Annotated in this window: 20 protein-coding genes and 1 riboswitch; of the genes, 2 read left to right on the top strand and 18 right to left on the bottom strand. The window is 56.5% G+C overall.

Annotated features, from left to right (window positions below):
- Positions 1-9: 9 nt before the first annotated feature.
- Positions 10-249 (bottom strand): YuzB family protein, encoded by a 240-nt coding sequence (locus DYE26_RS29675; protein ID WP_036620069.1) that lies wholly within the window; start codon positions 247-249, stop codon positions 10-12.
- A 79-nt stretch (positions 250-328) separates the two neighbouring features.
- Here DYE26_RS29675 and DYE26_RS29670 point away from each other — a divergent pair, with 79 nt between their 5' ends.
- A complete protein-coding gene (locus tag DYE26_RS29670) occupies positions 329-574 on the top strand; it encodes a NifU family protein (protein ID WP_036620067.1) in 246 nt (81 codons plus the stop codon).
- Positions 575-654: 80 nt separating this feature from the next.
- On the opposite strand, the gene DYE26_RS29665 is transcribed toward DYE26_RS29670, so the two are convergent.
- The 9 genes from DYE26_RS29665 to DYE26_RS29625 form a co-directional block, all read right to left on the bottom strand.
- Positions 655-1428, bottom strand: coding sequence for an SDR family oxidoreductase (locus DYE26_RS29665; protein WP_036620064.1), 774 nt, complete (start codon positions 1426-1428; stop codon positions 655-657).
- A gap of 80 nt (positions 1429-1508) precedes the next feature.
- The gene (locus DYE26_RS29660; RefSeq protein ID WP_036620062.1) at positions 1509-2204 is read right to left on the bottom strand and encodes a DUF2461 domain-containing protein; all 696 of its coding nucleotides are present in this window, start codon (positions 2202-2204) and stop codon (positions 1509-1511) included.
- Positions 2205-2702: 498 nt separating this feature from the next.
- Positions 2703-3599, bottom strand: coding sequence for a MetQ/NlpA family ABC transporter substrate-binding protein (locus DYE26_RS29655; protein WP_036620060.1), 897 nt, complete (start codon positions 3597-3599; stop codon positions 2703-2705).
- Between the two features lie 61 nt (positions 3600-3660).
- Positions 3661-4329, bottom strand: a complete 669-nt coding sequence (locus tag DYE26_RS29650; protein ID WP_036620058.1) for a methionine ABC transporter permease — start codon at positions 4327-4329, stop codon at positions 3661-3663.
- Entirely contained in the window at positions 4329-5345 is a 1017-nt protein-coding gene (locus tag DYE26_RS29645; protein ID WP_036620055.1) for a methionine ABC transporter ATP-binding protein, read from the bottom strand. Before DYE26_RS29645 ends, DYE26_RS29650 begins: the two co-directional genes overlap by 1 nt.
- A gap of 350 nt (positions 5346-5695) precedes the next feature.
- Positions 5696-5853: riboswitch (SAM riboswitch) on the bottom strand.
- Positions 5854-5953: 100 nt separating this feature from the next.
- The gene (locus tag DYE26_RS29640; RefSeq protein WP_036620054.1) at positions 5954-6670 is read right to left on the bottom strand and encodes a Cthe_2314 family HEPN domain-containing protein; all 717 of its coding nucleotides are present in this window, start codon (positions 6668-6670) and stop codon (positions 5954-5956) included.
- Positions 6671-6685: 15 nt separating this feature from the next.
- Complete coding sequence (locus DYE26_RS29635; RefSeq protein WP_036620052.1) at positions 6686-8452, bottom strand: UbiD family decarboxylase; 1767 nt, start codon at positions 8450-8452, stop codon at positions 6686-6688.
- A 15-nt stretch (positions 8453-8467) separates the two neighbouring features.
- Positions 8468-9418 (bottom strand): COX15/CtaA family protein, encoded by a 951-nt coding sequence (locus DYE26_RS29630; RefSeq protein WP_036620051.1) that lies wholly within the window; start codon positions 9416-9418, stop codon positions 8468-8470.
- Between the two features lie 210 nt (positions 9419-9628).
- Positions 9629-9994 (bottom strand): thioredoxin family protein, encoded by a 366-nt coding sequence (locus DYE26_RS29625; protein ID WP_036620049.1) that lies wholly within the window; start codon positions 9992-9994, stop codon positions 9629-9631.
- 527 nt (positions 9995-10521) lie between these two features.
- Here DYE26_RS29625 and DYE26_RS35020 point away from each other — a divergent pair.
- Complete coding sequence (locus tag DYE26_RS35020; protein ID WP_371861030.1) at positions 10522-12312, top strand: DUF2515 family protein; 1791 nt, start codon at positions 10522-10524, stop codon at positions 12310-12312.
- Between the two features lie 728 nt (positions 12313-13040).
- On the opposite strand, the gene DYE26_RS29610 is transcribed toward DYE26_RS35020, so the two are convergent.
- From DYE26_RS29610 to DYE26_RS29575, 8 genes are all read right to left on the bottom strand, one after another.
- Complete coding sequence (locus tag DYE26_RS29610) at positions 13041-14672, bottom strand: putative polysaccharide biosynthesis protein (RefSeq protein ID WP_036620047.1); 1632 nt, start codon at positions 14670-14672, stop codon at positions 13041-13043.
- A gap of 99 nt (positions 14673-14771) precedes the next feature.
- Positions 14772-15257, bottom strand: a complete 486-nt coding sequence (locus DYE26_RS29605) for a DUF456 domain-containing protein (protein ID WP_036627623.1) — start codon at positions 15255-15257, stop codon at positions 14772-14774.
- Between the two features lie 16 nt (positions 15258-15273).
- Complete coding sequence (locus DYE26_RS29600; RefSeq protein WP_164815273.1) at positions 15274-16017, bottom strand: Cof-type HAD-IIB family hydrolase; 744 nt, start codon at positions 16015-16017, stop codon at positions 15274-15276.
- Between the two features lie 141 nt (positions 16018-16158).
- Positions 16159-16725 carry an RQC-minor-1 family DNA-binding protein gene (locus DYE26_RS29595; protein ID WP_051985288.1) on the bottom strand — a complete coding sequence of 189 codons (567 nt, stop codon included), beginning with the start codon at positions 16723-16725 and terminating at the stop codon, positions 16159-16161.
- 13 nt (positions 16726-16738) lie between these two features.
- The gene (locus DYE26_RS29590; RefSeq protein WP_127463457.1) at positions 16739-16948 is read right to left on the bottom strand and encodes a hypothetical protein; all 210 of its coding nucleotides are present in this window, start codon (positions 16946-16948) and stop codon (positions 16739-16741) included.
- Positions 16949-17626: 678 nt separating this feature from the next.
- The gene (locus tag DYE26_RS29585) at positions 17627-21454 is read right to left on the bottom strand and encodes a GH32 C-terminal domain-containing protein (protein ID WP_051985286.1); all 3828 of its coding nucleotides are present in this window, start codon (positions 21452-21454) and stop codon (positions 17627-17629) included.
- Between the two features lie 120 nt (positions 21455-21574).
- Complete coding sequence (locus DYE26_RS29580; RefSeq protein ID WP_036620045.1) at positions 21575-22465, bottom strand: ROK family protein; 891 nt, start codon at positions 22463-22465, stop codon at positions 21575-21577.
- 148 nt (positions 22466-22613) lie between these two features.
- Entirely contained in the window at positions 22614-24068 is a 1455-nt protein-coding gene (locus tag DYE26_RS29575) for a glycoside hydrolase family 32 protein (protein WP_036620042.1), read from the bottom strand.
- Positions 24069-24076: the final 8 nt, after the last annotated feature.

Below are 24076 nucleotides of genomic sequence, written 5' to 3'. Positions count from 1 at the left end.
TAATTTGCGTTAGTCCGCGGACGCGGATTCCTTAATTTTCAGCAGAATCCGCTCATACAGCCGGTCGGCGTTTTCCGCCTCCACCGGCTCCCCGTCGACCAGCACGTATGGGAACATAAAGCAGGTACCGCAGTTGGTCAGGCAGCCGTATTCGTAAACATCGCAATCCTGCAATTCACGCACTTTGCGGATCGCCTCGCCGGTCCCAAAACCGGCATTGTTTGCACAAAATTCAATAATCGGCTTCACTTTTCGGCCTCCCGCTTAAGAAGCATTTAAATTTTATCTATTCTGTATTATAATAAGTCAAGAAAGGAGTTGAACATAGATGAGCGAAAATGTACAAGATAGATTGTATGACGAAGTTTCCGAAGTGCTCGACAAACTGCGTCCTTTCCTGCAACGCGATGGCGGCGACGTTGAATTGGTCGACGTGGAGGACGGTATCGTCAAACTGAAACTGATGGGTGCCTGCGGCAGCTGCCCAAGCTCCACCATCACGCTCAAAGCGGGGATCGAACGCGCCCTGTTTGAAGAAGTGGAAGGCGTGGAAGAGGTAGTCCAAGTATTCTAAGACCATCATGATGCAATAATAAACTCGGCCCGACCGGTTTTAGCCGGCGAGGCCGAGTTTTTTTTATTTGCCGCTATGCATTACATAGGTTTGATCCACGGGCGGATCGGGTCCAGCCCGCCGGAAATGTCCATAATGTTCCCGGTGATGAAATCGGAATCCGGATGGCACAAAAAAGCGATGACGCGAGCGATGTCCTCGCCGCTGCCGGGCCGGCCGAGCGGCGTTTCGCCGTCCTGCTTCTCCCTCGCCTCGCGGATCGAAATCTCCTTGTTCCGCCCGCGAATGTCGCCGGGGCATACCATATTGACGGTAATCCCGTACGGCGCTTCTTCGACAGCGAGCGTCTTCGTAAAGGAGACGAGTCCCGTTTTGGCGGCGGCATACACCGCGCGGTGCGGCCAGGCCCGGGATTCCGCCGCGTGCCCGAAGCCGAAGTGAATGATCCGTCCCCAGCTTTTTTCCCGCATGCCCTGTAGCACCTGATGATCCAGCAGCATCGTTCCGACAAGATTGCCGTTGATCATCTCCAGAATTTCCCCCTGGCTGTATTCGGCGAACAGCTTGCGCTCCCGGATGAAAGGACCGGCGTTGTTGACGAGGATGTCGATCGTCCCCAAGCTTTCGTTCACCTGCCGGGCCAGATCTTCGATTTGCTCTCCATGCGATATGTCCGCCTGCACCGCGATGCAGCGCACGCCCATCCGCTCGATTTCGGAACGAAGGGAGAGCGCTTCCGATTCGCTATGTACGTAATTCAGCGCGATATTGCAGCCTTGCGCGGCCAGCGTCAGCGCCGTCTTTTTTCCGAGACCTTTGGCGCTCCCGGTGATTAGGGCAACCTTACCCAGCAACGTTCCTACTCCTCCTCCCAAACTGCACGTTTACTTCAAGTATAAAAGATTTGGCGTGTTCCTACAAACGGCCAAAGACTTTACATTGTTTTGAGCTTGTACAGACTATGGTACAATTTCGCCAATAAATTGAAGCCGGACGCAAGATCCCGGACCAACCCGGAACTGAACAGCTTGTCGTTAACGACCTCGTTATGGACCAAATACAAGTTTTTACGCTGATACCAGTTCAGCACTTCAGCGGATTTTGCCGGATCAAGAATTCGCTTGTAACGCTCCCCTTCGATCACAAACGTATTTTGCGAGTTGAAAAATGAAGTGACTCGTTGAAACTGCTCAGGCTCAGCATCGATCCATTCGCGCAGCTTGTCCATCGTTTCTTTGGTTGCGCCGTAATATCCCATGCCGTAACGATAAGAATCGGGATGCAGCTCGAAGAAAAACGCCGGAGCGTCCCTCCATTCCTTGGAAGGCCGTTTAAACGTAATCCACATGGTGTTGCGGTACAAGAGCTTATCCTTCGAAAAACGGGTGTCGCAATGGATGCGCGAGATCGTTTTATTGACGGCCGGCCGGGTTTCCAGCATCGGATCGATGTCCAGCATACCTTCGCTTAAATCCGCCACCAACGACTGCATCGGCTCCAGCAAAAACCGCGTATATACCGCTCTATTTTCCTCAAACCACGGCTTGGAATTGTTGCGCTGCACTTCCTCCAGGAACGTCAATGTTTCGGGGAAAAAACCTTGAAAAGCTCCGGGTTGAACCGAACCCATGGACAACAACCTCCTTTTAAGAACTAGTTCCGGCAAAACCGTTCTGCGTTTTGTGCAAAGCCAGTCATCCCGCTTAGATAAATATCATCGGTTAACTTTGTTTCCGGTTGAGCATGTTATTCTGCAAACTCATCCCTTTCCCCTTTATTTTGGAGGGTGTACAAATGTTGGACAAATTTAAAATCACGTGAAAGACACGTCTATCGGTACACGTATTTGAACGGTTAGTTGTAAAAGTTACAACTAGATTTAACTAAAGTTACTGAGTCATATGCTTTAATTGCATATCATGCAACTACACCCAAACAATTCCGTCGTCCCTTGGGATTACACAGATTTAAGTGCAGGATTTGCATTTAACACTCATATAACCACATATCCTAGTAGATAAGTGTACATTCTACAATTATTCAACAATGTACCAGACAGGTACGTGCAGGAGTCGCCAATAACAGAAAAATCCCGCTGCTCTCGCAGCGGGATAACTATAACAATGGCTTAAAATACCGGCACAAGCGCGCCTTTGTACGTATCGTTGATGAACGTTCTGACTTCGTCGGAAGTCAGCGCTTTGGCCAGCTTTTGGATCGCGTCGGAATTTTTGTTGTCCGGGCGGGCTACCAAAATGTTGGTGTACGGCGAGTCTTTGTCCTCAATGAACAAAGCGTCCTTCGTCGGGTTCAAATCGGCTTCCAGCGCATAGTTCGTATTGATCAGCGCCAGATCGACTTCAGGCAACTGACGAGGCAGTATGGCCGCGTCGACTTCTTTAAACTGCAGGTTTTTCGGATTTTCCGTAATGTCCTTTGCAGTTGCCGAGATGCCGGCGTCATCCTTCAGCTTGATCAAGCCTTGTTTCTGCAGCAGCAGCAGCGCCCGCCCGCCGTTCGTCGGGTCGTTCGGAATCGCGACTTTCGCGCCGTCCGGAATTTCGTCGGCGGATTTGTATTTGTTCGAGTAAGCGCCAAACGGCTCAACATGAACGCCTACCACCGGAACGAGGTCAAAACCGTTTTGCTTGTTTTGCTCGTCAAGATATGGCTGATGCTGGAAATAGTTTGCGTCAAGCTCTTGTTCATACAGCTGTACGTTAGGCTGCACGTAGTCGGTGAACTCCTTGACTTCAAGCTCAACGCCTTCCTCTTTCAGCTTCGGCGCGATGAAGCGCAAAATGTCGGCATGAGGCACCGTTGCGCCTACGACCAGTTTCACCGGTTCAGCCGCGGTGTTCGTGTCCCCGCTTTCCGAACTGCCTTCAGCAGCCCCGGCATTCGTCGTACCGGCGTTTCCGCCTGCAGCGCTGCCCGCACCATTATTTGCCGCGTTGTTGCTGCCGCACGCCGAGAGTACCAATACAAGCGCCAGCGTAAGCAAAGATAAAGTCCATTTTTTCATTGCAGTTCTTCCCCCTTAAAATGTGTTTTGAATAAGGATTCATATCTATTTGGGTAATTCCTTATTTCCGCGTAAAAAAGATAACCAGCCGGTCGCCCAGCATTTGCAGCACTTGCACCAGAATGACCATGAATACGACAGAGACAAGCATCACTCCCGACTCGTAACGGTAGTAACCGTAACGGATGGCCAGGTCGCCGAGTCCGCCGCCACCGACCATGCCCGACATCGCCGTGTAGGACACGAGCGTCACGACGGTGATCGTCATCCCGGCGATCAGGCCGGGCAGCGATTCCGGCAGCAGCACCTTGCGGATGATTTGGAACGATGAGGCGCCCATCGCCTGGGACGCTTCAATCACCCCGCGATCAACCTCGCGCAACGCCGTTTCCACCAAACGGGCGAAAAACGGAGCGGCCCCGATCACAAGCGGCGGAATTGTCCCTTCCACGCCGGTCGAAACGCCCATGATCGCCCGGGTCACCGGAATCAAGGCGACGATCAGGATGATAAACGGAACCGAACGCAGGATATTGACGATAAACGAGGCAATCCGGTAAATCCAGCCGAGCACCGCGGACGGCGAGCGGGAACAGGTGAACAGCAGCACCCCGAGCGGAAGCCCGATCAAAAACGTGAACAAGGAGGCGTACCCCATCATTTTCAGCGTGTCGATCGTAGCGGTACCCATTTCGGGCCAATCCACCCCGGTAAAATCCACATTCCACATTACCCGATCACCTCCACATCAAGATCCCGCGCTTTCAGGAGCGACAGCGTCCGGTCGACATCGGCGTCCGCGCCTTCAAACGAAACGGTAAGCTGCCCGTACGGCACTTCCTTGATCGTCGAGATCGTCCCCTGCAGGATGGCGAAATTCACACCGGTCTCCCGGACGACCTGGGACAATACCGACTCATACGTCTTTGCCCCGAGGAACGTGATCTTCACCAGCCGGGACCATGCCGGACGGGGCACCGAAGCGGCCAGCTTGACGCCTTCCTCCCCGGCGGCGTCCCGGTGGATAAACTCGCGCGTGACCGGATGCTTCGGCTTCAGAAACACCTCGGTTACCGGCCCTTCCTCGACGATGCCGCCCTCATGAATGACCGCCACCCGGTCGCAGATGCTTTGAATGACGTGCATCTCGTGCGTAATGAGCAAAATCGTTAAATGGAACTTCTTATTGATGTCCAGCAGCAGCTTCAAAATCGAATCCGTCGTTTGCGGATCGAGCGCCGAGGTCGCTTCGTCGCACAGCAGGACATCGGGATCGCTCGCCAGCGCCCGGGCGATGCCGACCCGCTGCTTCTGGCCCCCGGACAGCTGCGCCGGATATTTATGGCGGTGCTCTTCCAGACCGACCAATGTTAGCAAGCTGTTCACCTTTTCCGCAATGACCGCCTTCGGCGTTCCGATCAGCGTCAGTGGAAAAGCGATGTTATCATAAACGGTAGCCGACGACAGCAGGTTAAAATGCTGAAAAATCATGCCGATTTTGCGCCGCTGCTGCTGCAGCTCGCGTTTGCCCAGCTTCGTCAGCTCCACGCCGCCGACCCATACCTCGCCTTGCGTCGGACGTTCCAGCAAATTGATGCAGCGGATCAGCGTGCTTTTGCCGGCGCCCGAGTGGCCGATGACGCCGAAGATTTCCCCTTTTTGCACGCTCATATTGAGGCCCGACAACGCGGTGGTCGACGTTTTTTTGCCGCTGTAAATTTTGGTGATGCCTTTGAGTTCAATCAAGCTCCTAACCCCCTTTTCCATGCCGTTTCCGCTTATAGAGGTTGTTCAAAAAGTCGTCTTTCCATGACGAAGTAGTTCAGGGAGTAAATCGGGCATCGAATCTTGAATTCAGCCGAGCCTTCCAAGCGGATGCTTCCGAAGCATGTTTCCTTCGGAAACATTTGACTCACGTAGATCTGTCTACGCTCCGCTACTTTCGTCCCTGGCTTCATCCAACTCAAGCGTTTTGAAAAAACGCACTTCGGAAGCATACGCTTCGGTCCTGAAAACCCGACTTTTTGAACACGCACTTATATAAATAAAGAGCCCCTGACAGAATCAAAGGGCTCTCTTTACGTAAAGACAATGCCTTCTCATCTGCCAAAACCAATCTGCCACTGCAGCCATCGGTTTTGAAGGAATTAGCACCATGACATCCGCCAAGCTCCGCGGTTACCCGCGAAAACACCCTGGTCGAATCGGTTGCTGGGCTTCATCGGGCCTTTCCCTCCGCCTCTCTCGATAAGAAAAATATTAAATTGGATGAAACTATTTCACGCTTTCTGAAACTATTGTTGAGTATAAAGACTTTCTCGCATTTTGTCAAAGGAAAAATAGCTCATTTGAAGTCAGCTTGTTGTGACCTTTTTCCACCGCCGGTTCGTATAATCGAAAACGGTCCAAAAGGTTTCGCAAACCATGCGGTAACCCTGCTCCAAATCCCGCAGATGCCGGTCGAGATCCTCCAGTTCGATCTTCCCGTAAAGGGCCTGGTGCCGCTGCCACAGATCGTCCTTCATTTCCGAGTTCATGTAATGGATTTCCGTGTTCCGCCGGCGCCTGAGCACCCCCAGCACCTCACCGTACTCCTCCTTGATCGCCGTCAGCTTGCCGCCCAGCTCGGGATGTACCTTTAGATGAGCAAATTGGCGCAGCACCGTAAAGTAGGAAAAATGCGTCTTGACCTTGGACGTGTTCAAATTGAACAGCTCGTTCAGCACCGTGCCCAGCTTGTCCAGAGAGGAAAACACCCGAATAAACCCGTCCTTGTAAAAAAAGACGTACCGCGCATAATTCTCCCGTTCGTCCGAGCCCATATCGTCCACGAAACCGGTCCGCACTTTTTTGCGGAAAAAAGCCGCGGCAAACAGACACTGTTCCAACTCGTCCAACGAGGTAATCAGGCCGTGCATCCAAACTTCCAGCTTGCGGAAATCATGGGTTGGATCTTGATGCCGCTTCATTTCCCGCTGCAGCAGCTTCACGGTTTGCGCCATCGCGCCCAACGTCTCGGCCAGCCGGCCTTCATTTCGTCTCGGCGGTTCGCCAAGTAAGCTTCGCAGCATTCGTTAGTCCCCGTTTCACGAAAAATAAGATTTCCAGCGCTCATCCACCAAAGACACGATATCTTCCCGCGGAAACAGTTCGTCGGGATACCCCGGCTTCATCCGGGCATCGACGACCAGCGGCAGCGTATAGGCCAGATGATGCTGGCGCACCTCGGCCGCGGCAAAAATATCGTCCGCCGGATTAAAGCGCGTAAACACCGTCCATAAAAAGGCGGTCTGGTTCCGGGTCGCCGCGTCGGCGTCATCGACCAGGACGACCAGCGGCCAGCTCGTGCCGCGTTCGCGCAGCCGGCCAAGCAGCCGTTCCGCAAGCTTAGGCTCCTTCTCGTAAGACGCCCCGGACACGACCAGGCATCCGTCATGAAAAACGCGGATCCGCTCGATCTCGGCAATCTCGCCCTCGTCGTAAGCCTGCGGCAGCTCGCGCACCGGGTCTCCGACCCCGATCAGAATCGCCTTGCTGCCGTGGTTCAGCTTGCGCCCGGTATAATCCAGCGTATCATGCGAGGTATTGTTTAGGATAAACAAGTCCGTACGCGGATCGAAGCGCTCCAGCACCGTCTTAAGCAGCAGGCGGAAATCGGCCAGATCCACCGGCTTGTCCGTCAGCATCAAAATCTTCGTCAACGACAGCTGCCCTTCCCCCAAAATCCGCAGCGCCGAGACAAGCGCTTCGCGGGAATAGCTCTCCCGGACGACCGCCGAGCTGAGCGCGTGAAATCCGCTTTCCGCATAGGTCCAGAGCGAGCGGACGCCCGGCATGACGATCGGGAAAGCCGGGGACAGCAGCTTTTGCAGAAAGTCGCCCAAATAATAATCTTCCTGGCGCGGCTTGCCGACGATCGTCGCCGGATAAATCGCGTCCTTGCGGTGCCACATATGGTTTACGTGCAGCACCGGAAATTCATGCTGCAGGGAATAATACCCGAAATGATCGCCGAACGGGCCCTCCAGCCGGCGCTCATGCGGCGGCACCAGCCCGGTGATGGCGAATTCGGATTCCGCCGGAATCCGGTGGCCGCCGAGCGGATTGTCGACCATCGGCAGCTTTTCGCCGAGAATAAACGAAGCGACGAGCAGTTCGGACAAATGCTCGGGCACCGGGGAAATCGCCGAAGCGATCATCGCCGGCGGGCCGCCCAGAAACACCGAAACCGGAAGCGGCTCGCCCCGTTTCTCGGCCTCATGGTAATGAAAGCCGCCGCCTTTTTGAATTTGCCAGTGCACCCCTGTCGTCTGATCGTCGTACAGCTGAATCCGGTACATGCCGAGGTTGTTCTCCTTAGGCTGGAGCGGGTTCTCCGTATATACGAGCGGTAAAGTGATGAAAGGGCCGCCATCCTCCTGCCAGCTGGTCACCTTCGGCAAATCCTTGAGCGGAGCTTCGGTCCGGCACACCTCCAAAATCGGGGCATCGCTTTTGGTGACGGTTTTCATCCCTACTTTTAGCACTTCCCGGATTAATCCCCGCTCATTCCACAGCGCCTTCGGCGAAGGCGGCAAAAGCTTATGTATCGCGTCGACCAGCCGGTTCGCCAGCATTTCCGGACGGGTGCCAAACGCCATTTCCACACGGCGCACCGTGCCGAACAAATTGGTCGCCACCGGGAACGGGGTTCCTTTCACGTTCGTGAACAGCAGCGCCGGACCGCCTTCCTCAATGACCCGGCGGTGGATTTCCGCCAGCTCCAGATAAGGATCGACCGGAACATCGATAACCGCCAGCTGGTTTTCTTTTTTCAGCGCATCGATCCATTGACGCAAGTTCTTATAACTCATGGTTGATCAATCCTCCTATACCGCTTTGCGCGCATCGGCCAGGGCCGAGTTCCTCCCGCTTAGCTGCCAAGTGCGGACGCTAAGGTAACAAAGCACACCGAACAACGCAGCCAGCACGATAATGTGCGCCAGCGAAGTAAACAAGTAGACATGATAGTTGTTCAGCGTAAACACGATGCTCGCCCCGGTGAACACTTGAACGATGACCAGCAGCGTCGCGGCCAGCCCCAGCTTGCGTATCTCGGGAAGATCGGGATGCTTCCAGAAGGCCAAATGTCCAAGCGCGGCGATGACGAGCAGCAGCAGGAAGGCGGCCACCCGGTGGGTAAAGGCGATCCCCTCTCCCCCCGCGAGTCCCGGGATCAACTGTCCGTTGCATAACGGCCAGCCGCTGCAGCCTCCCGCCGAATCGGTATGGCTGACGTAGGCGCCGAGATAAACGACGATATAGGTGTAACCGGTTGCGATCCAGGTCAGGTTGCGGAAGGCTTTGGACACCCTGGCCTTTGGCGCGAATCCCGCCTGCCTGCGTTCCTCCTGGCGGATGCCCAGCACCAGCATAATCGAGCTGGCGAAAGCGATCAGCGAAAAACCGAAATGCAGCGCCATTACGTAGGAGGAGGTCGGATAGATGACGGCCATCGCTCCCATGAACGCCTGCACCATCACGAAAATCAAAGCCAGGAGAGAAAAGAGCTGGAGATCCCTGCGGTTTTTCCGGTACAGCCAGAAAGCGACGAACACCGCCAGCGACAACAGCCCGGCGGCTCCGCTCACGGCCCGGTGCGAATACTCGATCAGCGAAGCGATCGTATGGGCAGGCACGAATTTGCCGTGACAAAGCGGCCACTCATTGCCGCAGCCCAGTCCGGACTCCGTTTTGGTGACGACGCTGCCCCCCAAGGTAGCCAGAAACATCACCAAGCAGGAAGCATAACTGAGCCATTTTAATTGTCTCGTATTCAAATGGTTCACACCTTTGTATCTTCATTATCTTCATTCGGTTGACATATCCTTCTCATTATAACCGATAAAGCAACCTCTTTCATAGGCAACCTGCGTAAAAAGTTACAAAAAAGAAGCCACCGCCCCGGTTGGCCGGGGCGGTGGCTTGATTAAGCACGTATGCAATAGGCGTGCTGCTTTAAAACCGGCTTTGAAGGCGGCTTTACCTCTTCACAGATCTCTTCTCTCCGGCGTATCATGCAGCGTATGGTAAACATCCAGCGCCCGCCCGATGAACTGCTCGATCTCCTCGCGCGATTTGCGCAGCTTGTTGACGAAGCGAACGAGCTCGCGGCCGTCGGTATAGGCCACGAAGCTCGGAATGCCGAGAATGTTTTGCTCCTGGCTCACTTCGCCGACCTGATCCACATCCACTTCGATGAAGGTTAGCCGGTCCGCGTATTTTTCCTCGACCTCCGGCATAAAAGGATCTATAAATTTGCAATCGCCGCACCAGTCCGCTTTAAAAACCGCGATCACCAGGCTGCTGGATTGGATGCTGACCTGAAATTCTCCGGGAGATGTAACTTTTTTCATCTAAGCTTCCCTTCCTTTCTGTTCCTCTCTCCCCTTAAGTCAACCAAATCCGGGAGTGGAAGTCAATTTTTTGGGCATACTTGCAAGTAAATACCGATTGTCTGGCCGGACGCTCAATCGATGGACCCGGAAGCGGCGAAACACGATATAACGATGATCATACAGGTTAAACCACACCGGTTTGAACCAAACGCCCCCCAGATTACACGCTGCTGCGCTGAACCAGTTTACGCCATGACGGGCTTAGGCTTAGCTTATTTTCGCTTATCCTAGGCTTATTTTCGCTTATTCCATCGGATTTATCCAGCCGTCAGTCAATCTAGTGGATTTCTCCAATGAAGGATGGAGGGGCGGCTAATTCTGGCGCGCGGCACGCGAAATTCACGCCTTCATCCTTTCACCATAGGATGGTGCGGCAAAGCAAGGATGTTTATTGAAAAGTCTGCGGCCCGTTAGTCCAATCGTTTTCGTCAGAAGTCCGGATACCGGATGAATAAATTTGAAATAAGGGGAGGGACCCCTCCGCCATGAGTTCACAGCCTCGCCGCCACAACACGTTGCCCGAAAGCGCCAAAAAGCTGATCAACCGGCTGCCCGCGATCGTCAAAAGCATCGTCAAAAATAAAACCGCCCAATTCGCCGATTCCTCACGGATGCGGGAAGAAGCGCTGGCTTTGGACTGGAACGAGTCGGCCGCCCGCACCGTCATCGCCGACATCGAGGACATGCTGCGGCGCGGCGTAACCTCCCGGCCGGCGGAGAAGCCGTTTTGGAGCCCCGAGGATCTGGCTTTGACCGAGGAGATCGCCGCCGAGACGAGCCGGGCCGGTGTCAGCAATATCACCCGCACCGCGGCATACCTGGCCTGCTATGAGGCGTATCCCGAATTGCATTGGGCGTTCCTGGCCCATATGGTATCCCGCAATGCGGGATGGAATATGACCGATTTAAGCGGCAGCCGCATGGCCGACATCATCGATGCCGAGGAGATACGGTTGAACTACCGGTTTTTGGAGAGAAACAACGCGCTTATTTTCCAGGACGCTTACCCCCAACTGCTGCTTTATATGAAGAGCCGGGAACGCGGGGCCAGCCACTTCCATCTGCTTCCGTATTTTCATGTATCGCGGTTTATGCGGCCGTTTTGGGAGCGTTTTTGGATTGACCGGGGCAGCGCCTTGCTCACCGTCGGACTGATCATCAACGAGCAAAATTACATCGAAAAGCGGGTCGTGCGCCATCCGTATTTTCAAAAACACGTGACGGGCAAAACCAAGTTTCATCTGTTTAGCCTGGCCGGGTTGAATCAAGTCGTGTTTCCGCTGCTGGAACGGGAAGAAGGCGGGAATGGTGGCGCGGCTGAGACCGCCGGAACGGCTTCCGGCGCCCAGGAGGGCGGACCTGCGGCTGCGCCCGCCGCTGCCGGAGCAAAGTCCGGACCAACTCGGGGCGAGATCGCCGGAGAAAGCCTGGGGCCGGATGCTGGTGCGGCTGAAGGAGCGGCTGCCGTACGCGGAGCGAAGGCCGAAGCCAGCCGAGGCGAAGGCGACGGAGGAGCCGGAAACACCGCCCGGAACGGTCCTGGCGCCGGTGGGGCCGCACCGGGTGGGGTCACGCCGGGTAGGGCCGGCGCGAATACTTCCGCCGCGGGGTACGAGACGGACATCGGTGGCGACGGTGGCGAGGGCGGAGCGGCAGCGTACTGTTCCAACGCCGGCGAGGACGCTCCGCAAGCGCGCTGTTTCGGCGGGGACAGCGCGGAAGGCGCGGCGTTGCCTGGACGCGCCGGCGCGGGGAGCGGCGCTGCGGAAGCGCAAGGCGCCGCTCCAGAGCCGGGGCCGGCTGCCGGGTGGGAGGTGCGCCGCCTTGCGGGGCGCGTCGTCTCCGACTTCGGCAGCCTGCCCGCCCGCATCGCGTTAGGCAAAAGCCTATACGCGATGCTGATGGGCTACCGCGCCGTACGCTGCGGCGCGGAGCGGTTCGCCGCGAGCGTGCCGCACAGCGGCTCGCGGGCGGATTATTGGCCGGACTTGTTCACGGCCAATAAGGAAGAAGCTCTGACCGCCGCAAGGCAGGCGTCAGAGCTTCTTCAAAGCGAGACGCTGCCGGCGGGCGAGCGTCTCTACAGCCCCAAGCTGCTGAGCGCTTGGGGCGATACGCCCTATGAGCCAATATCCCGGGAGGATTGGCTCAAGGACCACAGCGCGCTGGACGGGATCAGCGCGCCGAAGCGGCCGTTTCTGTGCGACATCAGCCGCGAGCACCGGGGCGGCATCCTCGAAACGGCGCTGCTCCACGATGCGCTCGGCGACTCCTAAAAGTTGGCGCGGCTCATTAAGATGAACAAACTCCCAATTTGCGCAATTTGCGTGCAACACTTCTATCATAAACAAAACTAGTTGGCATTGCTCCTAAACGCGACATAGGTAATTTACATCTGCACAGTTGCTCGAGATCACCATAGTCGCAGGTTGCACACCAACACGCTTAAGTTCAAATAATACGCTATTAAATAGCGGTAAATTATGGTCTTATTTCGCCAAAGTTTGCCCGCCATAAAGAAATAGCGGAATAAAAAGGCGTTATTTGAGGGGCCGCCTGCTAAAACAGGTCCTTTCATAGCCAATCCCACAAAAATAACGCCCAAAAATTCCGCTAACTTCCTGTTAACACGCAAAACTCTATCAATAGCGCCCTTTTTTACCGCTAGCGGGACGCCCAGGTTCGGCTAGCGGGACGCCCGGGTTCGGCTAGCGGGACAAGGTTCGGCTAGCGGGACGCCCAGGCTCGGCTAACGGGACACCCAGGTTCGGCTGGCGGGACGCCTAGGTTCGGCTAACGGGACGCCCAGGTTCGGCCGTAGGTCGGCAACGCGGCCGCAGGTCGGTCCGTTCCAGCGCGGCCGCGTTCAATGCTGCCTCGCACCGCCAGGTGGTAAAAGTTTGTCCAAAGGCAGCGCACGGTCTAACCAGCCCCCCTGCAGCACGGGAACGCGCACCTGGAAAAGGCGCGTTAGCAGCGCCCGAACCCTGCCCGCCGCCACTACTTATTTCCCCACGGCGGTTTCGCCGCCGCGCTGCAGGCGCATGAGCGGGGACAGCAGTTTCCGCAGCGGCTTCGGATAACCTGCCAGTTCATCCTTGCGGACCACCCGCAGCAGAATCAGCATGACCGGGTACAAAGCGACCACGGCCGCTCCAACGATGCAGCAGGTCAGGAAGAAGGCGACCCGCGCCGGCATTAGCGCCTCCATTTGGATACCGGCCTGATTCAGGCCGTAGCCCACGACGGACAGCACGACCAGCGTCGCCAGAAAACCCGGCCAACGGCCGCCCATCAGCGAGAACGGGACGATCCGCTTCATCGCCCGTACATTGAGCAGCGTAATGACCAGGAAACATAAGCCCGTCGCCGTAACGATGCCGTAAATTCCCCAATACTGCGCGAGGATATAGCTCGCCGCCAGCTTTAAGGCAACCCCGATCGCGACGTGAACCATCGACTGGTTCGCTTTGCCCACGCCGAGCAGGATCGAGTTGCTGGTCATCATCGTAATTTGAAAAATCGTCATAAACGTCAGCAAGGCCACGATGCCGCTGCCGTCCCGCGTACTGAACAGCAAGCCGTTCACGGAATAAGCCGCCGAACCGAGCGCGACAATGATCGGCATGCCGGTAAGCACCGAAACCCGCATCGCCAGCGTAACCTGGCGCTGCAAATGCTCCTGATCTTTCCGGGCGTAGGCCGCGGAAATTATCGGCACCAGCGATTGGCTAAGCGCAATGGCCAAAATCGGCGGAATGCCGGCGATCATTTGCGCCCGGGTACCCAATATCCCCAGGATATAGGTGGCTTGTTCAGAACCGATTTGGCCTCTTAACAACGGCTCCACAATTGAGCTATCGATAAAATTGACGGCCGAAACCGCCAGCGAAGTCAACACGATCGGAATCGACAATTTGAAAATTTCCGCATAAATCCGCTTAAACGGCAGCTTTTCTTCCGGTTTGGCATCCTGTGCCCGTTCGGTCCGGTCCTGCCGCAGCATTTTTACGCTGAAATACAGCATAACGATCAAAGCGGCAACGCCGCCAAGCACCGCGCCGAAGGTTGCCCCTGCGGCGATATCCTTTCCGGAGAACCCCCAGTCGTATAGCATAAACGCCAAAACAATGCCTGTCGTCACACGAACGATCTGCTCAATGACTTGAGAGATGCCGCCGGCGATCATAATGTTCCGCCCCTGCAAATAACCGCGGATGATGGCGATCAGCGGAAACAGCAGCAGCGCCGGGGCAAGCGCCCGAATCGCCACCACCGACTCAGGAACGCCGGCAGCTTGCGCATAATAAGGCGCCATAACAAACAGCAGCGCAAACATGATGACGCCGGCGGCTGCGGCAAAGATCAGCGCGGCGTGATAGACGCGGCGGGCCTCCTCGGGCCGGTTTAAGGCGTGGCGTTCGGAAACCATTTTGCTTAACGTGCTGGGAATGCCGGCCGTGGCCAAGGTGAGCAGCATGAAATAAGCATTGTTCGCCTGCGAATAGGAGGCGTTCCCGACGCTGCCGAGAATGTGTTCCAGCGGCACGCGCTGAAACAATCCGAGCACCCTCGCGATCAGCGCCGCCCCCGCTAAAATCAAAGTGCCTTTAATAAACGATTCTTTTTTGGACAACAACGATTCCTTCTTTCGCTCCCCTGAATAAGTCCATTTCTGCGATGATTATAACGTTCTAAAAGCAAGAAGCCTGGCGCCGGCCTATCCGCCGCAAAGCTAAGCCGCCATGATCCAGATAATAAACGCGACGATCATGACCAGCTGCAAAATCACCTTGACGACGATGCTGCTGAACAGGCCGACGACCGAGCCGATCCCGACTTTAAACGCCTTGGAAAGCGACTCGCCCCTAATGAGCTCCCCGAGCATCGCCCCGACTAGCGGCCCGATCACAAGCCCAAACGCCGGGATAACAAACGGTCCGATGATGATGCCGATCGTGCTGAGCCAGACGGACAGCTTGCTGCCGCCGAATTTTTTCACGCCCCAGGCTCCGACCGCATAGTCCGCGACCAGCAGCACAACGACGATCAACGTCTGCACGATCCAGAAAAGCGGCCCGAACGGCTCGAAGGAGAAAAACCAGCCGTACACAAAAAAGGCGAAATAGATGGCGATGACGCCGGGAAGCACGGGATATACCGCCCCCGCCATACCGATGGCAAACAGCAATATCACCAAAATCCATCCGAGCACGGTCATGGTCATCACGACAGCTTCACTCTCCCGTTAAAATATAATCGCGGATAATCAGCGCGATGCCGTCCTCGTTGTTCGTGGCCGTTACCACGTCCGCCTTGGCCTTTACGGCTTCCTGGGCGTTGCCCATAGCGACGCCGAGCCCGGCCGCTTCGATCGCGGCGAGGTCGTTCAGGCTGTCCCCAACCGCCACGACTTCGGACAAATCGAGGCCAAACCAATCGCAAACGGTGCGAATGCCGCTCGCTTTGCTGATTCCCGCGGGATTGATCTCCAAATTGTACGGCGACGAATTGGTGACTTCCAGACCGCCCAGCTCCTGGAGCTGCCGCTTGATATCCTGGCGCGCCTCGTCGTCCTTGGTAAAATAGCCGAACTTCATCCACTGGTTGCGCTCCAGCACCTCAGGGACCCAATTCGTTTCATTATAGCTGCCTTCCACCGAGTAGGCCCAAAACCATACCTTCTTTTCCTCGGCAATGGCATGCATCCGGGCGACAAGCGACCGGTCAAGCAATACCCGGCTGTGCAGCTCTTTCGGCGTTCTCCATATTTCGCTCCCGTTCACGGTGATCATCGGCGTGCCCAGATCAAGCTGCTCCCCGTACGCGATCGCCTCATGATATCCCCGCCCCGTCGACAGGCAGACATGTACCCCGGCCGCCGCCGCCTTGCGAATCCATTTTTCCGTTTCCGGCGTAATTTGCTGCTCATCGTTCAACAACGTTCCGTCCATATCGAGCGCCAACAATTTGTACTTCAAAAAAAAGCTCCTCCCATCTTCGGGTCATCCTATATTAGTACACCGCCATTTTACCATAATCCCGGAATCCCAACAAAGCTTCGGCAAAACAGGCAGGCTAACCGGAGACTCGCCGGTCGCAGCTTCCGAGCCGTTATTGCATCATATCCAGCCATCAAAGTCAAAGAGTCTTGTGATGCTGCGTTCCTTCCGGCATTCCCGGCATCTTTTGGGCGGGTCCCACCCTCTCATGCGGAAACTGTCCTGCTCTTCTACGGTCCAGTCAAAACGCGCGCCGCAGTCCCGACATTTCAATCGTTCGCTCTTCCGTTCCCCGATAATCGGCTTTCCGTCGCCCACCCCTGCATCCACCGGCGCGCCTTCCAGCACGAGCGGTTGGTTTGTCCCTTGCTGCAGGTGGACGATAACTTGACCAATGGCATGCCGCACCTTCCTGTAATCCACAAGCTCCCACTGTTTCAGCAAAGGAATGTAGCGGGCGTCCCGCGAATTCGCGATTTTTTGCAAAAACAGTAAGATCATGCTCCGGTCGCGGTCCTTGAGGTAGGTCATATCCACGACGGGAATCCCGGCTTCCACCCAAGCCTTCCACTGCGACAGCAGCAGGTCCGCCAACTGCTCCCGCTGGATTTCCCGCCCCCGCTCCGTAAACACCAGCACCGGCATTTCGCCAACCCAACTGAATGACAGAAAATCGTTTTTAATCATCCAGTCTACACGCTCAAGTGATGTTTGCGATCGTTAGCCGCCGATAATATCCGTATGCTATACTATCGTTCAGTCCTAGCGCCAACAGTTTTTTGTCGCGGGAACCCTTCAATATTTTGGCCAGCATCGTTCTTCCCGCGCAACCGGCGATGCTGTCGGCGGCATGAAGCATGTAACGAACTTCCTCTTCCGTCAACATGAGTTTATCGGATGTATCGTTCACTTTCTTCCCTTCCCGTTCCGTTTTTTGAAACATATCTCTAATTCAATTAAATTCAGATGTTGTATAAATCCTTTTGCCTAACTCCCGCATTTCTTTAGTTCAACTTATATACTCAACTTTCGCCGAACCAAAATCGGCTAAACTGCCGATGCTGTACAGACAGAGTACACCGTTGCCTATTTATTCGTCTGGTCGGATGGCGGGCAAAAGTGTGCTTGACCGGCCCCTCTCTGACCATTAATTGCAAATCATACAACCAACTTTACATCCATTTATCAATCATCCGTTTAATTGTATTTCATACATCGATTTCCTCGTTTCTGTGTCTCTTCTTCAAAAAGGCAGCGGAGTAATTGCAGGTTTTACACTTATTCAGGTGCTGTGGCAGCATTTCCCGATAAGTAACTGTACATTCTGCAACTATTCCATTATAACAATGGACCAAGAAAGCTGGAGAATGAAGCAGGTACGCTCGGGTGGGGCGATCGCTTTGCAACAACCGCTTCGCTTAATTGCCAATTTCATGTTGATCGCACCGACAGTTGATTTATATAGTATAAACTATATCATTACTCGCAAATATCCAAACAAAAACAGAGCTCCCAAGCGGAAGAAACCTTCTCCGCTATTCGGGAGCCCTTAAACGATCCGGCCGCGGCAGCTAAAAATCCAGAAGCATCATGGCGCGCCGGTATCCGCCACTCGCCATTTTTGCCGGTCCAGCGCCGGATCCGGTTCGTTCAAGTACAAGGAGCCGCCGTCCGCCGAAGCTTCAAGCGCTTGCTGGTTGTGAAGCGACAGAATGGCTACCGTGCCGTCGCCATTGTCGCGAAGCAGCCAGCGCTGATTGTCGTAGCCGAGATAATCGTACAGCTGGAGTTTGTTTTGGCCGGTATCGAGGTCCAAAGCTTTGCCTCCCGCGGCGGTGCGGATCGAATATGAGCCCGACTCGTCTCCGGTCGGCACCAAAACCCAAGTCTGGGAGGACGCCTCCCCAGCCCCGGCCGGGAGCAGCGCGACCGGCTCGCCGTTTTCCGCTTTCGCTGCATACAGCGACGCGTTCGCGCCGGCGTTAACGAAGCTTGTCTTCCGCAGCTTGGCCTGCTCCGCCCGGCTGGCGTTGACGTTTTGGTAATAAGCCGCGCCGCCGAAGACGTGAACGCCGAAATGCCCTTCCGCGAACGTTCCGTCGGTAATGTCAATGATCCCGGCACCGTCCACGGAAATCCGGATACGCGGCCCGTCCGCTTCGATGACGATGGCGTATTTCTTCCCCGGCTGGATGAATGCCGGCACGTTCGCCAGCACCTGGCGTTCGGCAAATGCGCCATCGATTTTGTAGAACAAACGGAAAGCTTTCATATTCGGATCGAGATTAAAATAGTACCCGCTTCGCCCGTCCCGGCTGGCCCGAAACAGGATAGAGCCCGCACCGCCCGTTTCGGCCAGCGTCATTTCGGCCTCATACACAAAATCCCCGGCCGTCTCCTCCGTCACATAATGAGCGTCGCTCCCGTAGCTGCCGCGGATGCCCTTCTCCGTCGCCACCCAGGAGGATGCCGCCAAATCGGGAGTCCAGCCGGTCAGATTCGTATGGAACTCCCCGGCAAACACCTTCACCGGAACGCTGGCCGACGCTTTCCCGTTCGGGGTGGAGGCGGTGATCACCGCCTCTCCTTGGCCGGCCGCGCGAATCACCGCCTGCCGCTGATCGGACGAGGCGATGGCCACGACTTGCGGATCGCTTGTCTCCCAGCGGATCGGCTGATTTCGGTTGCCGTCCGAACCGCCGCTGCGCCCGCCTTTGGCGCCGCCGTTCACCGCCGCATACAAGGTCCGGGTATCTCCCAGCCCCATTTGCTGCGGACTCGTGTCCATCACGATGGAGGTTTGGCTCTCCGCCGCCTCGTTCCATACGTTTGTTAGTGCGTGCACTTTCAAGGAAACCACGTTCACCTCTCCACCTACAGTAAAAAGGCTCATTTCACGGTGCGCAGGATCGGGAAAAATCACCTCCGAAAATACTACGCGGCCATCCCCTCCGAATACCTCCAGCGAGGAATCGTCCACGAAAATCCGCAGCTTCACACGCCGGTTGTCCGGCTGAAGCGGCGCCTGATGAAGCGTGGTGAACCGCTCGGAGAAGCCGGTGTCGCCGGAAAGGGAGCGATCCACGTAGATCTCGTTCTCTTTTGTTTTGTACCCGACGACCGTCCGCTTTCCGGCTCCCTCGCGGAGGCGGAAACCGAATTCGCTCACGTTGCTGGCCTGAGGAATTTCAATTTCGGCTTCAATTTCATAGACTCCTGAGGACACGCCTTTCAGTAAATTCTCCCTATCCGCTTGGACGCGGCGGTCCGACGCCGCAAACAGCAGCTGGCCGCGCAGCGATTCCAGCTCGCGGATCGGCGTCTGTGCCAGGCGGATTCCCTTGTCCGTCTTCTGCAGCGTTAACTCGCGCGGAATGCTTAGAACCCCCTTCCAACCCTCGGTCGGAAAAGCAAACGGGTAATCCCAGTTCGTCATCCAGGCCAGCATCACCCTGCGTCCGTCCGGCATACCGGCAAAAGACATAGAGGCGTAGTACTCTTTTCCGTAATCGGTCGCCAGCACCTTGCCGGCAGGGTTGTCGTTAACGAACTTACCTTCCGGAGTAAGCTCCCCAATAAAATACTCCGCGGCCGAACCCTGCGTATTCGGGTTGGCCCCCGTGCTGATCATGAGCACCCATTTTTTCTCGCCCGTGTCGTCCACGGCCAGTTGGAATAAATCGGGGCACTCCCACACGCCGCCGCGGACATAAGCCCCGTATCCGAAGCTGTCGGTCAGCGTCCAGTCGATCAGGTTGGTCGAAGTGAAAAAGCGGATATGGTCGCCGCCGGACACAACCATAACCCAGCGGTTATGCTCTTCATCCCGCACGACCTTGGGATCGCGAAAATCCCATCCTCCCGGATCGTCCCCCTGCTTGCCCGGATTTTCGATCACGATCGGGCGCTCTGCGGCGTACTCCCAGGTGCGGCCGCGATCCTTGCTGTACGCCAGCCCAATGCGCTGGTTGCCGTTCGGGCGGTCCGGATTATAGGAAGTATAATAGGCGATCAGGCCTTTGCCCCCGGAATCCGCGAACAAGCCGGAGGCATTATGGAGATCGGCGACGGCCGAACCCGACCAGACATGGCCCAAATCGTTCCAGGGCAAAGCGATAGGCAAGCGCTTCCAATGAACGAGATCGGTGCTGACCGCGTGCGCCCAAGTTCCGCCGTCCTGATGAAACAGATGGTATTCCCCTTCGTAATAGACCAGTCCGTTCGGATCGCTTGCCGACCCGCGGGCGGGCGAATAATGGTAGTCGGGGCGGTATTTTTCCGTATAATAATCATTGGCCGCAGTCAAATAGACGTCCTGAAAATATGCCGCTCCCCCGGATACCGCAAATCCCGCGTGACCGTCCGCGTAGCTATTGTCAACGGCATCCACGGCCGGTTCGGCGTATCCGTCCACATAGACCTGAATCCGGCTCCCGAGCGCATGGATTTCCAGATGGTGCCTTGCTTTGGAAGCCGACGGGTAAGCACGTTCCGAGGCCGCGATGACGCGGCCGTCCGCTTTTCTCAGCTCCGCCCAAACCTGGCCGCCGTCTTTTCGCAAAGCCGCCTCGTAGCCGTCCGTCCCCTGCCCGTTCGCTCTGAACCGCAAACCGGCTTCCCCCTGGTCTGCGGCAAAAGACACGTTTCCTTCCAGCACGAGATCCCGCTCAGCCCCCTGATAAAGCCGCAGCGCCCGCCCGGTACCGTCCGCCGTTCCCAGCTCCCCCCGCAGGTCCGGCTGCCAGACTCCAAAACTCGCGATCGCCGCGCCTAAATTGCTGTTCAGTTCGCTGACCTTCACGTTCTGAAACAGCGCGGAGCCGTCCCAAACGTTCAGGCCCAAATAGCCGGAAGCATAAGCCCCGTCATGGACGTCGATCAACGGTTTATAACGGTCCCCCCAAAATACCTGAAGCCGGGTTCCTTCGGCTTTGACTTTCAGATGATAGATTTCCCCTTCGGCCAAGTCCACCCGCCGTTCTTCCCGCAGCTTGCCGTCTTCGCTTGCATCCTTTAGCCGGATCAATCCCGCGTTCGGCACGAGCTGAAGCATGTAGGAGGACCACCCATCCTGATTGGAGCGGAATACCAACGTGGCGTCCGCCTGCCTCTCCGTTACCATGACGTCGGCTTCATAGATAAAATCGGCCGCCCGGGTTTCCGTCAGGGCCATCACGTTCTCCCTCGGCTCCGAGACGAGCAGAAGCCCCTGCTCCACCGTCTCCATTCGGCCTTTTCCCTCGATTCGCCAGCCGGTCAAATTCGTCTCCAATTTGGTTGCGCTTTCAAAAATGGCCTTTGCCCCCTTTCCCGTTTCCGTCTCCGCGCCTGCCGCCCGGACCATCCCAGCATCAAGCCCGGCAAAAATAAGCGCGGAGGACAAAAGGATGGATAATACGGATTTTCCTTTGCCCATGATACACCCTCTTTTCCTGTAAGAGATACAAACTTGTTTTGGCTTCCGGCGCAGGAGGCCATGGATCACGGCCACCGCCTCCCTCCGGCACGCTCTCTTCGCCGCTTTCTTCGCTTTCGCTTAAGAAGAAAGAAGCGGCCCGGTTAACGCCTTCAGCCCCAATGCCAAAGCGCCGCAAAGCCCTGCATGCTGCCCAAGGCCGGGAGGCACGATATACTCCTCCATGCGCTCCAAAATCTCGCCGGCGTTTATGTATCCGTTCAGATTTCGGCGCACCGCCTCCCGGATCAACGGGAAGAGTTGGGGCTGCTGCATGACCCCGCCGCCCAGGATGACCTTTTCCGGCGAAACCAAGAGCACCGCCCCCGTAATCGACTGGGCAAGATAAAACGCCTCGATTTCCCAAGCGGGATGATTCCCTGGCAGCTCATGCCCTTTGGCTTTCCAGCGGGCTTCGATCGCCGGTCCCGCCGCCATGCCTTCCAGGCAATCGCCGTGATACGGGCAGCGGCCCGCGAAATCATCGTCCGGGTGCCGCCTTACCGGCACATGGCCGCCCTCCGGGTGAACCAGCCCATGCACCAGCCGGCCTTCCAGATAAACGCCGATCCCCACGCCCGTTCCCACCGTATAATACAGGCAGCTGTTCAGGCCCCGGGCGGCCCCCCACGCCGCTTCCCCCAGCGCGGCCGCGTTCACGTCGGTATCCCAGCCCAAGGGGACCGGGAATTCGCGGCGCAGCGCGCCGAGGAAATCGAACCGGCTCCAACCGGGTTTCGGCGTTGTGGTCACATAGCCGTAGGTGGGGCTGTCTTGCCGAAGATCGATGGGGCCAAATGAACCGACCCCAATCGCCTCCACCCGTTTGTCCTTCAAATAAGCAATCGCTTTGCCAAGCGTGATCTCCGGACTTTCCGTCGGAAAACTGATGCTGTCCTCAATCACGCCGTGCTCATTGCCGATGCCGCAGACGAATTTCGTCCCGCCGGCTTCAATCGCTCCTATGCGCATGTTGATGATCTCCTTTTTTTTCGATACAGTCCAAGGCGGTCCCGCATCTTGTATGTTTCATCGGCCGATGGCCGCATTCATCGGCCGCAGCGCCGCCGATCGTAACGGATACCAGCGCCGTACCCTGGCATCGCTGCCTCCATCTAAATTACGGCGCCAGCTCATAAATCGTCAGCGACTTCAGCGCCAAGTCCGTTTCCGCCGCCAGGGATAGGCCGGTGGCCTCCGGGCCAGGGAAGATCAGATCGGTAATAACCGCTTCCCCGTCATTGGCAAACACTTCGACGGAGGCGCGGTCCACGAAAATGCGCAGCTCGAGCTTTTCTCCCGCGGAATGCAGCTTGGCCGCGTGTACGCCGCGAAACTGCTCGTGGAACTCATGCTGCCCCGACTTCGTGCGGTCCACATAGACCTCCCCGGAAGCCGCGTTCACGCCGACAACCGTCTCCTGGCCGGCCCCCGTTCTGACCTTAAAGGCAAAGGACGCGCCGGGCGCGGCTTCCGCAACCAGCTCGCAGCTGTCCAGCCGCAGGGAACGCAGCGCGGCTTCCGCTTCCCCGGCGGCGACATTCGCCAGGCTGAGCACCGGCCGGCGCACACGCGCCAGTTCCCGCGCCGGTCTCTGCGTCAGAACGGTCGCACCGTTCCGGGATTCCAGAGCAAGTTCCCGCGGTACCGTCATTGCGCCGCGAAACTCCTCCGCCGGCGTAAGCTGCGCATACTTCCAGTTGCTCATCCAGCCGATCAGCAGCCGTCTGCCATCCTCCGCCGGAATATCGGACCAACTGACGCCCGCGTAATTGTCCCGGCCATAATCCAGCCAGCGGACCGCGCGCGAGTCTTCATCGGGCGTGAACGTCACGCCGTCGAATTCCCCGGTAAAATACTGCGTTCTCGACCCTTCCGCATAAGCGGGATGATCGCCCACGCTGACCAGCATCACCCATTTTTGCCGGGAGGCATCGCCGTCGACCGCCAGCCGGAACAAATCGGGACACTCCCAAACCGCCTCATGGAAGCCGATCCCGCTGCCGAATTCGCTGGCGAACGTCCATGTTTTTAAATCGGGAGAATGATACAGGCATACCGTCTGCCCGCAAGCGATGATCATAACCCAACGCCGGGTACCTTCATGCCAAAACACCTTGGGATCGCGAAAATCAACGAAGCGTTCATGTCTCAACACCGGATTTCCCGCGTATTTCGTCCAAGTTCTGCCTTTGTCCTTGCTGTAGGCGATGCTTTGCGTTTGCACGGGAGGTTTTCCTTCCGCTTCGAGGTGATGGGTGAAAATCGCGACCAGCCCCGGTTCCTCCTCGAAAAAGCCGGTCGTATTGCCCCAGTCCACTACCGCGCTTCCCGAGAAAATCGTGCCGTTCTCGTCGGGGAAGAGCGCAATGTCAAGCTCCTCCCAATGAACCAGGTCTTCGCTTACGGCGTGGCCCCAGTGCATCGGCCCATGGGTCGTTCCGTGAGGATAATATTGATAGAATAGATGGTATTCTCCGGCAAAATAAACCAATCCGTTCGGATCGTTCATCCAGTTCTTCTCCGGCGAGAAATGATACCTGCCTCTGTAGTTTTGCTTGGCGATTGTCGACATTCCAGCGT

Source organism: Paenibacillus macerans (assembly GCF_900454495.1).
In the GTDB taxonomy this organism is placed as follows: domain Bacteria; phylum Bacillota; class Bacilli; order Paenibacillales; family Paenibacillaceae; genus Fontibacillus; species Fontibacillus macerans.
Note: the sequence above shows the minus strand (reverse complement) of the source record. Positions and strands in the feature narration are given on the sequence as shown.

Coding starts and splice junctions, on each gene's coding strand:
- DYE26_RS29635 (WP_036620052.1), bottom strand. CDS start 8,452: ATGAGTTATAAGAACTTGCGTCAATGGATCGATGCGCTGAAAAAAGAA.
- DYE26_RS29595 (WP_051985288.1), bottom strand. CDS start 16,725: ATGATTAAAAACGATTTTCTGTCATTCAGTTGGGTTGGCGAAATGCCG.
- DYE26_RS29640 (WP_036620054.1), bottom strand. CDS start 6,670: ATGCTGCGAAGCTTACTTGGCGAACCGCCGAGACGAAATGAAGGCCGG.
- DYE26_RS29585 (WP_051985286.1), bottom strand. CDS start 21,454: ATGGGCAAAGGAAAATCCGTATTATCCATCCTTTTGTCCTCCGCGCTT.
- DYE26_RS29575 (WP_036620042.1), bottom strand. CDS start 24,068: ATGTCGACAATCGCCAAGCAAAACTACAGAGGCAGGTATCATTTCTCG.
- DYE26_RS35020 (WP_371861030.1), top strand. CDS start 10,522: ATGAGTTCACAGCCTCGCCGCCACAACACGTTGCCCGAAAGCGCCAAA.
- DYE26_RS29655 (WP_036620060.1), bottom strand. CDS start 3,599: ATGAAAAAATGGACTTTATCTTTGCTTACGCTGGCGCTTGTATTGGTA.
- DYE26_RS29580 (WP_036620045.1), bottom strand. CDS start 22,465: ATGCGCATAGGAGCGATTGAAGCCGGCGGGACGAAATTCGTCTGCGGC.
- DYE26_RS29650 (WP_036620058.1), bottom strand. CDS start 4,329: ATGTGGAATGTGGATTTTACCGGGGTGGATTGGCCCGAAATGGGTACC.
- DYE26_RS29605 (WP_036627623.1), bottom strand. CDS start 15,257: ATGACCGTGCTCGGATGGATTTTGGTGATATTGCTGTTTGCCATCGGT.
- DYE26_RS29670 (WP_036620067.1), top strand. CDS start 329: ATGAGCGAAAATGTACAAGATAGATTGTATGACGAAGTTTCCGAAGTG.
- DYE26_RS29660 (WP_036620062.1), bottom strand. CDS start 2,204: ATGGGTTCGGTTCAACCCGGAGCTTTTCAAGGTTTTTTCCCCGAAACA.
- DYE26_RS29625 (WP_036620049.1), bottom strand. CDS start 9,994: ATGAAAAAAGTTACATCTCCCGGAGAATTTCAGGTCAGCATCCAATCC.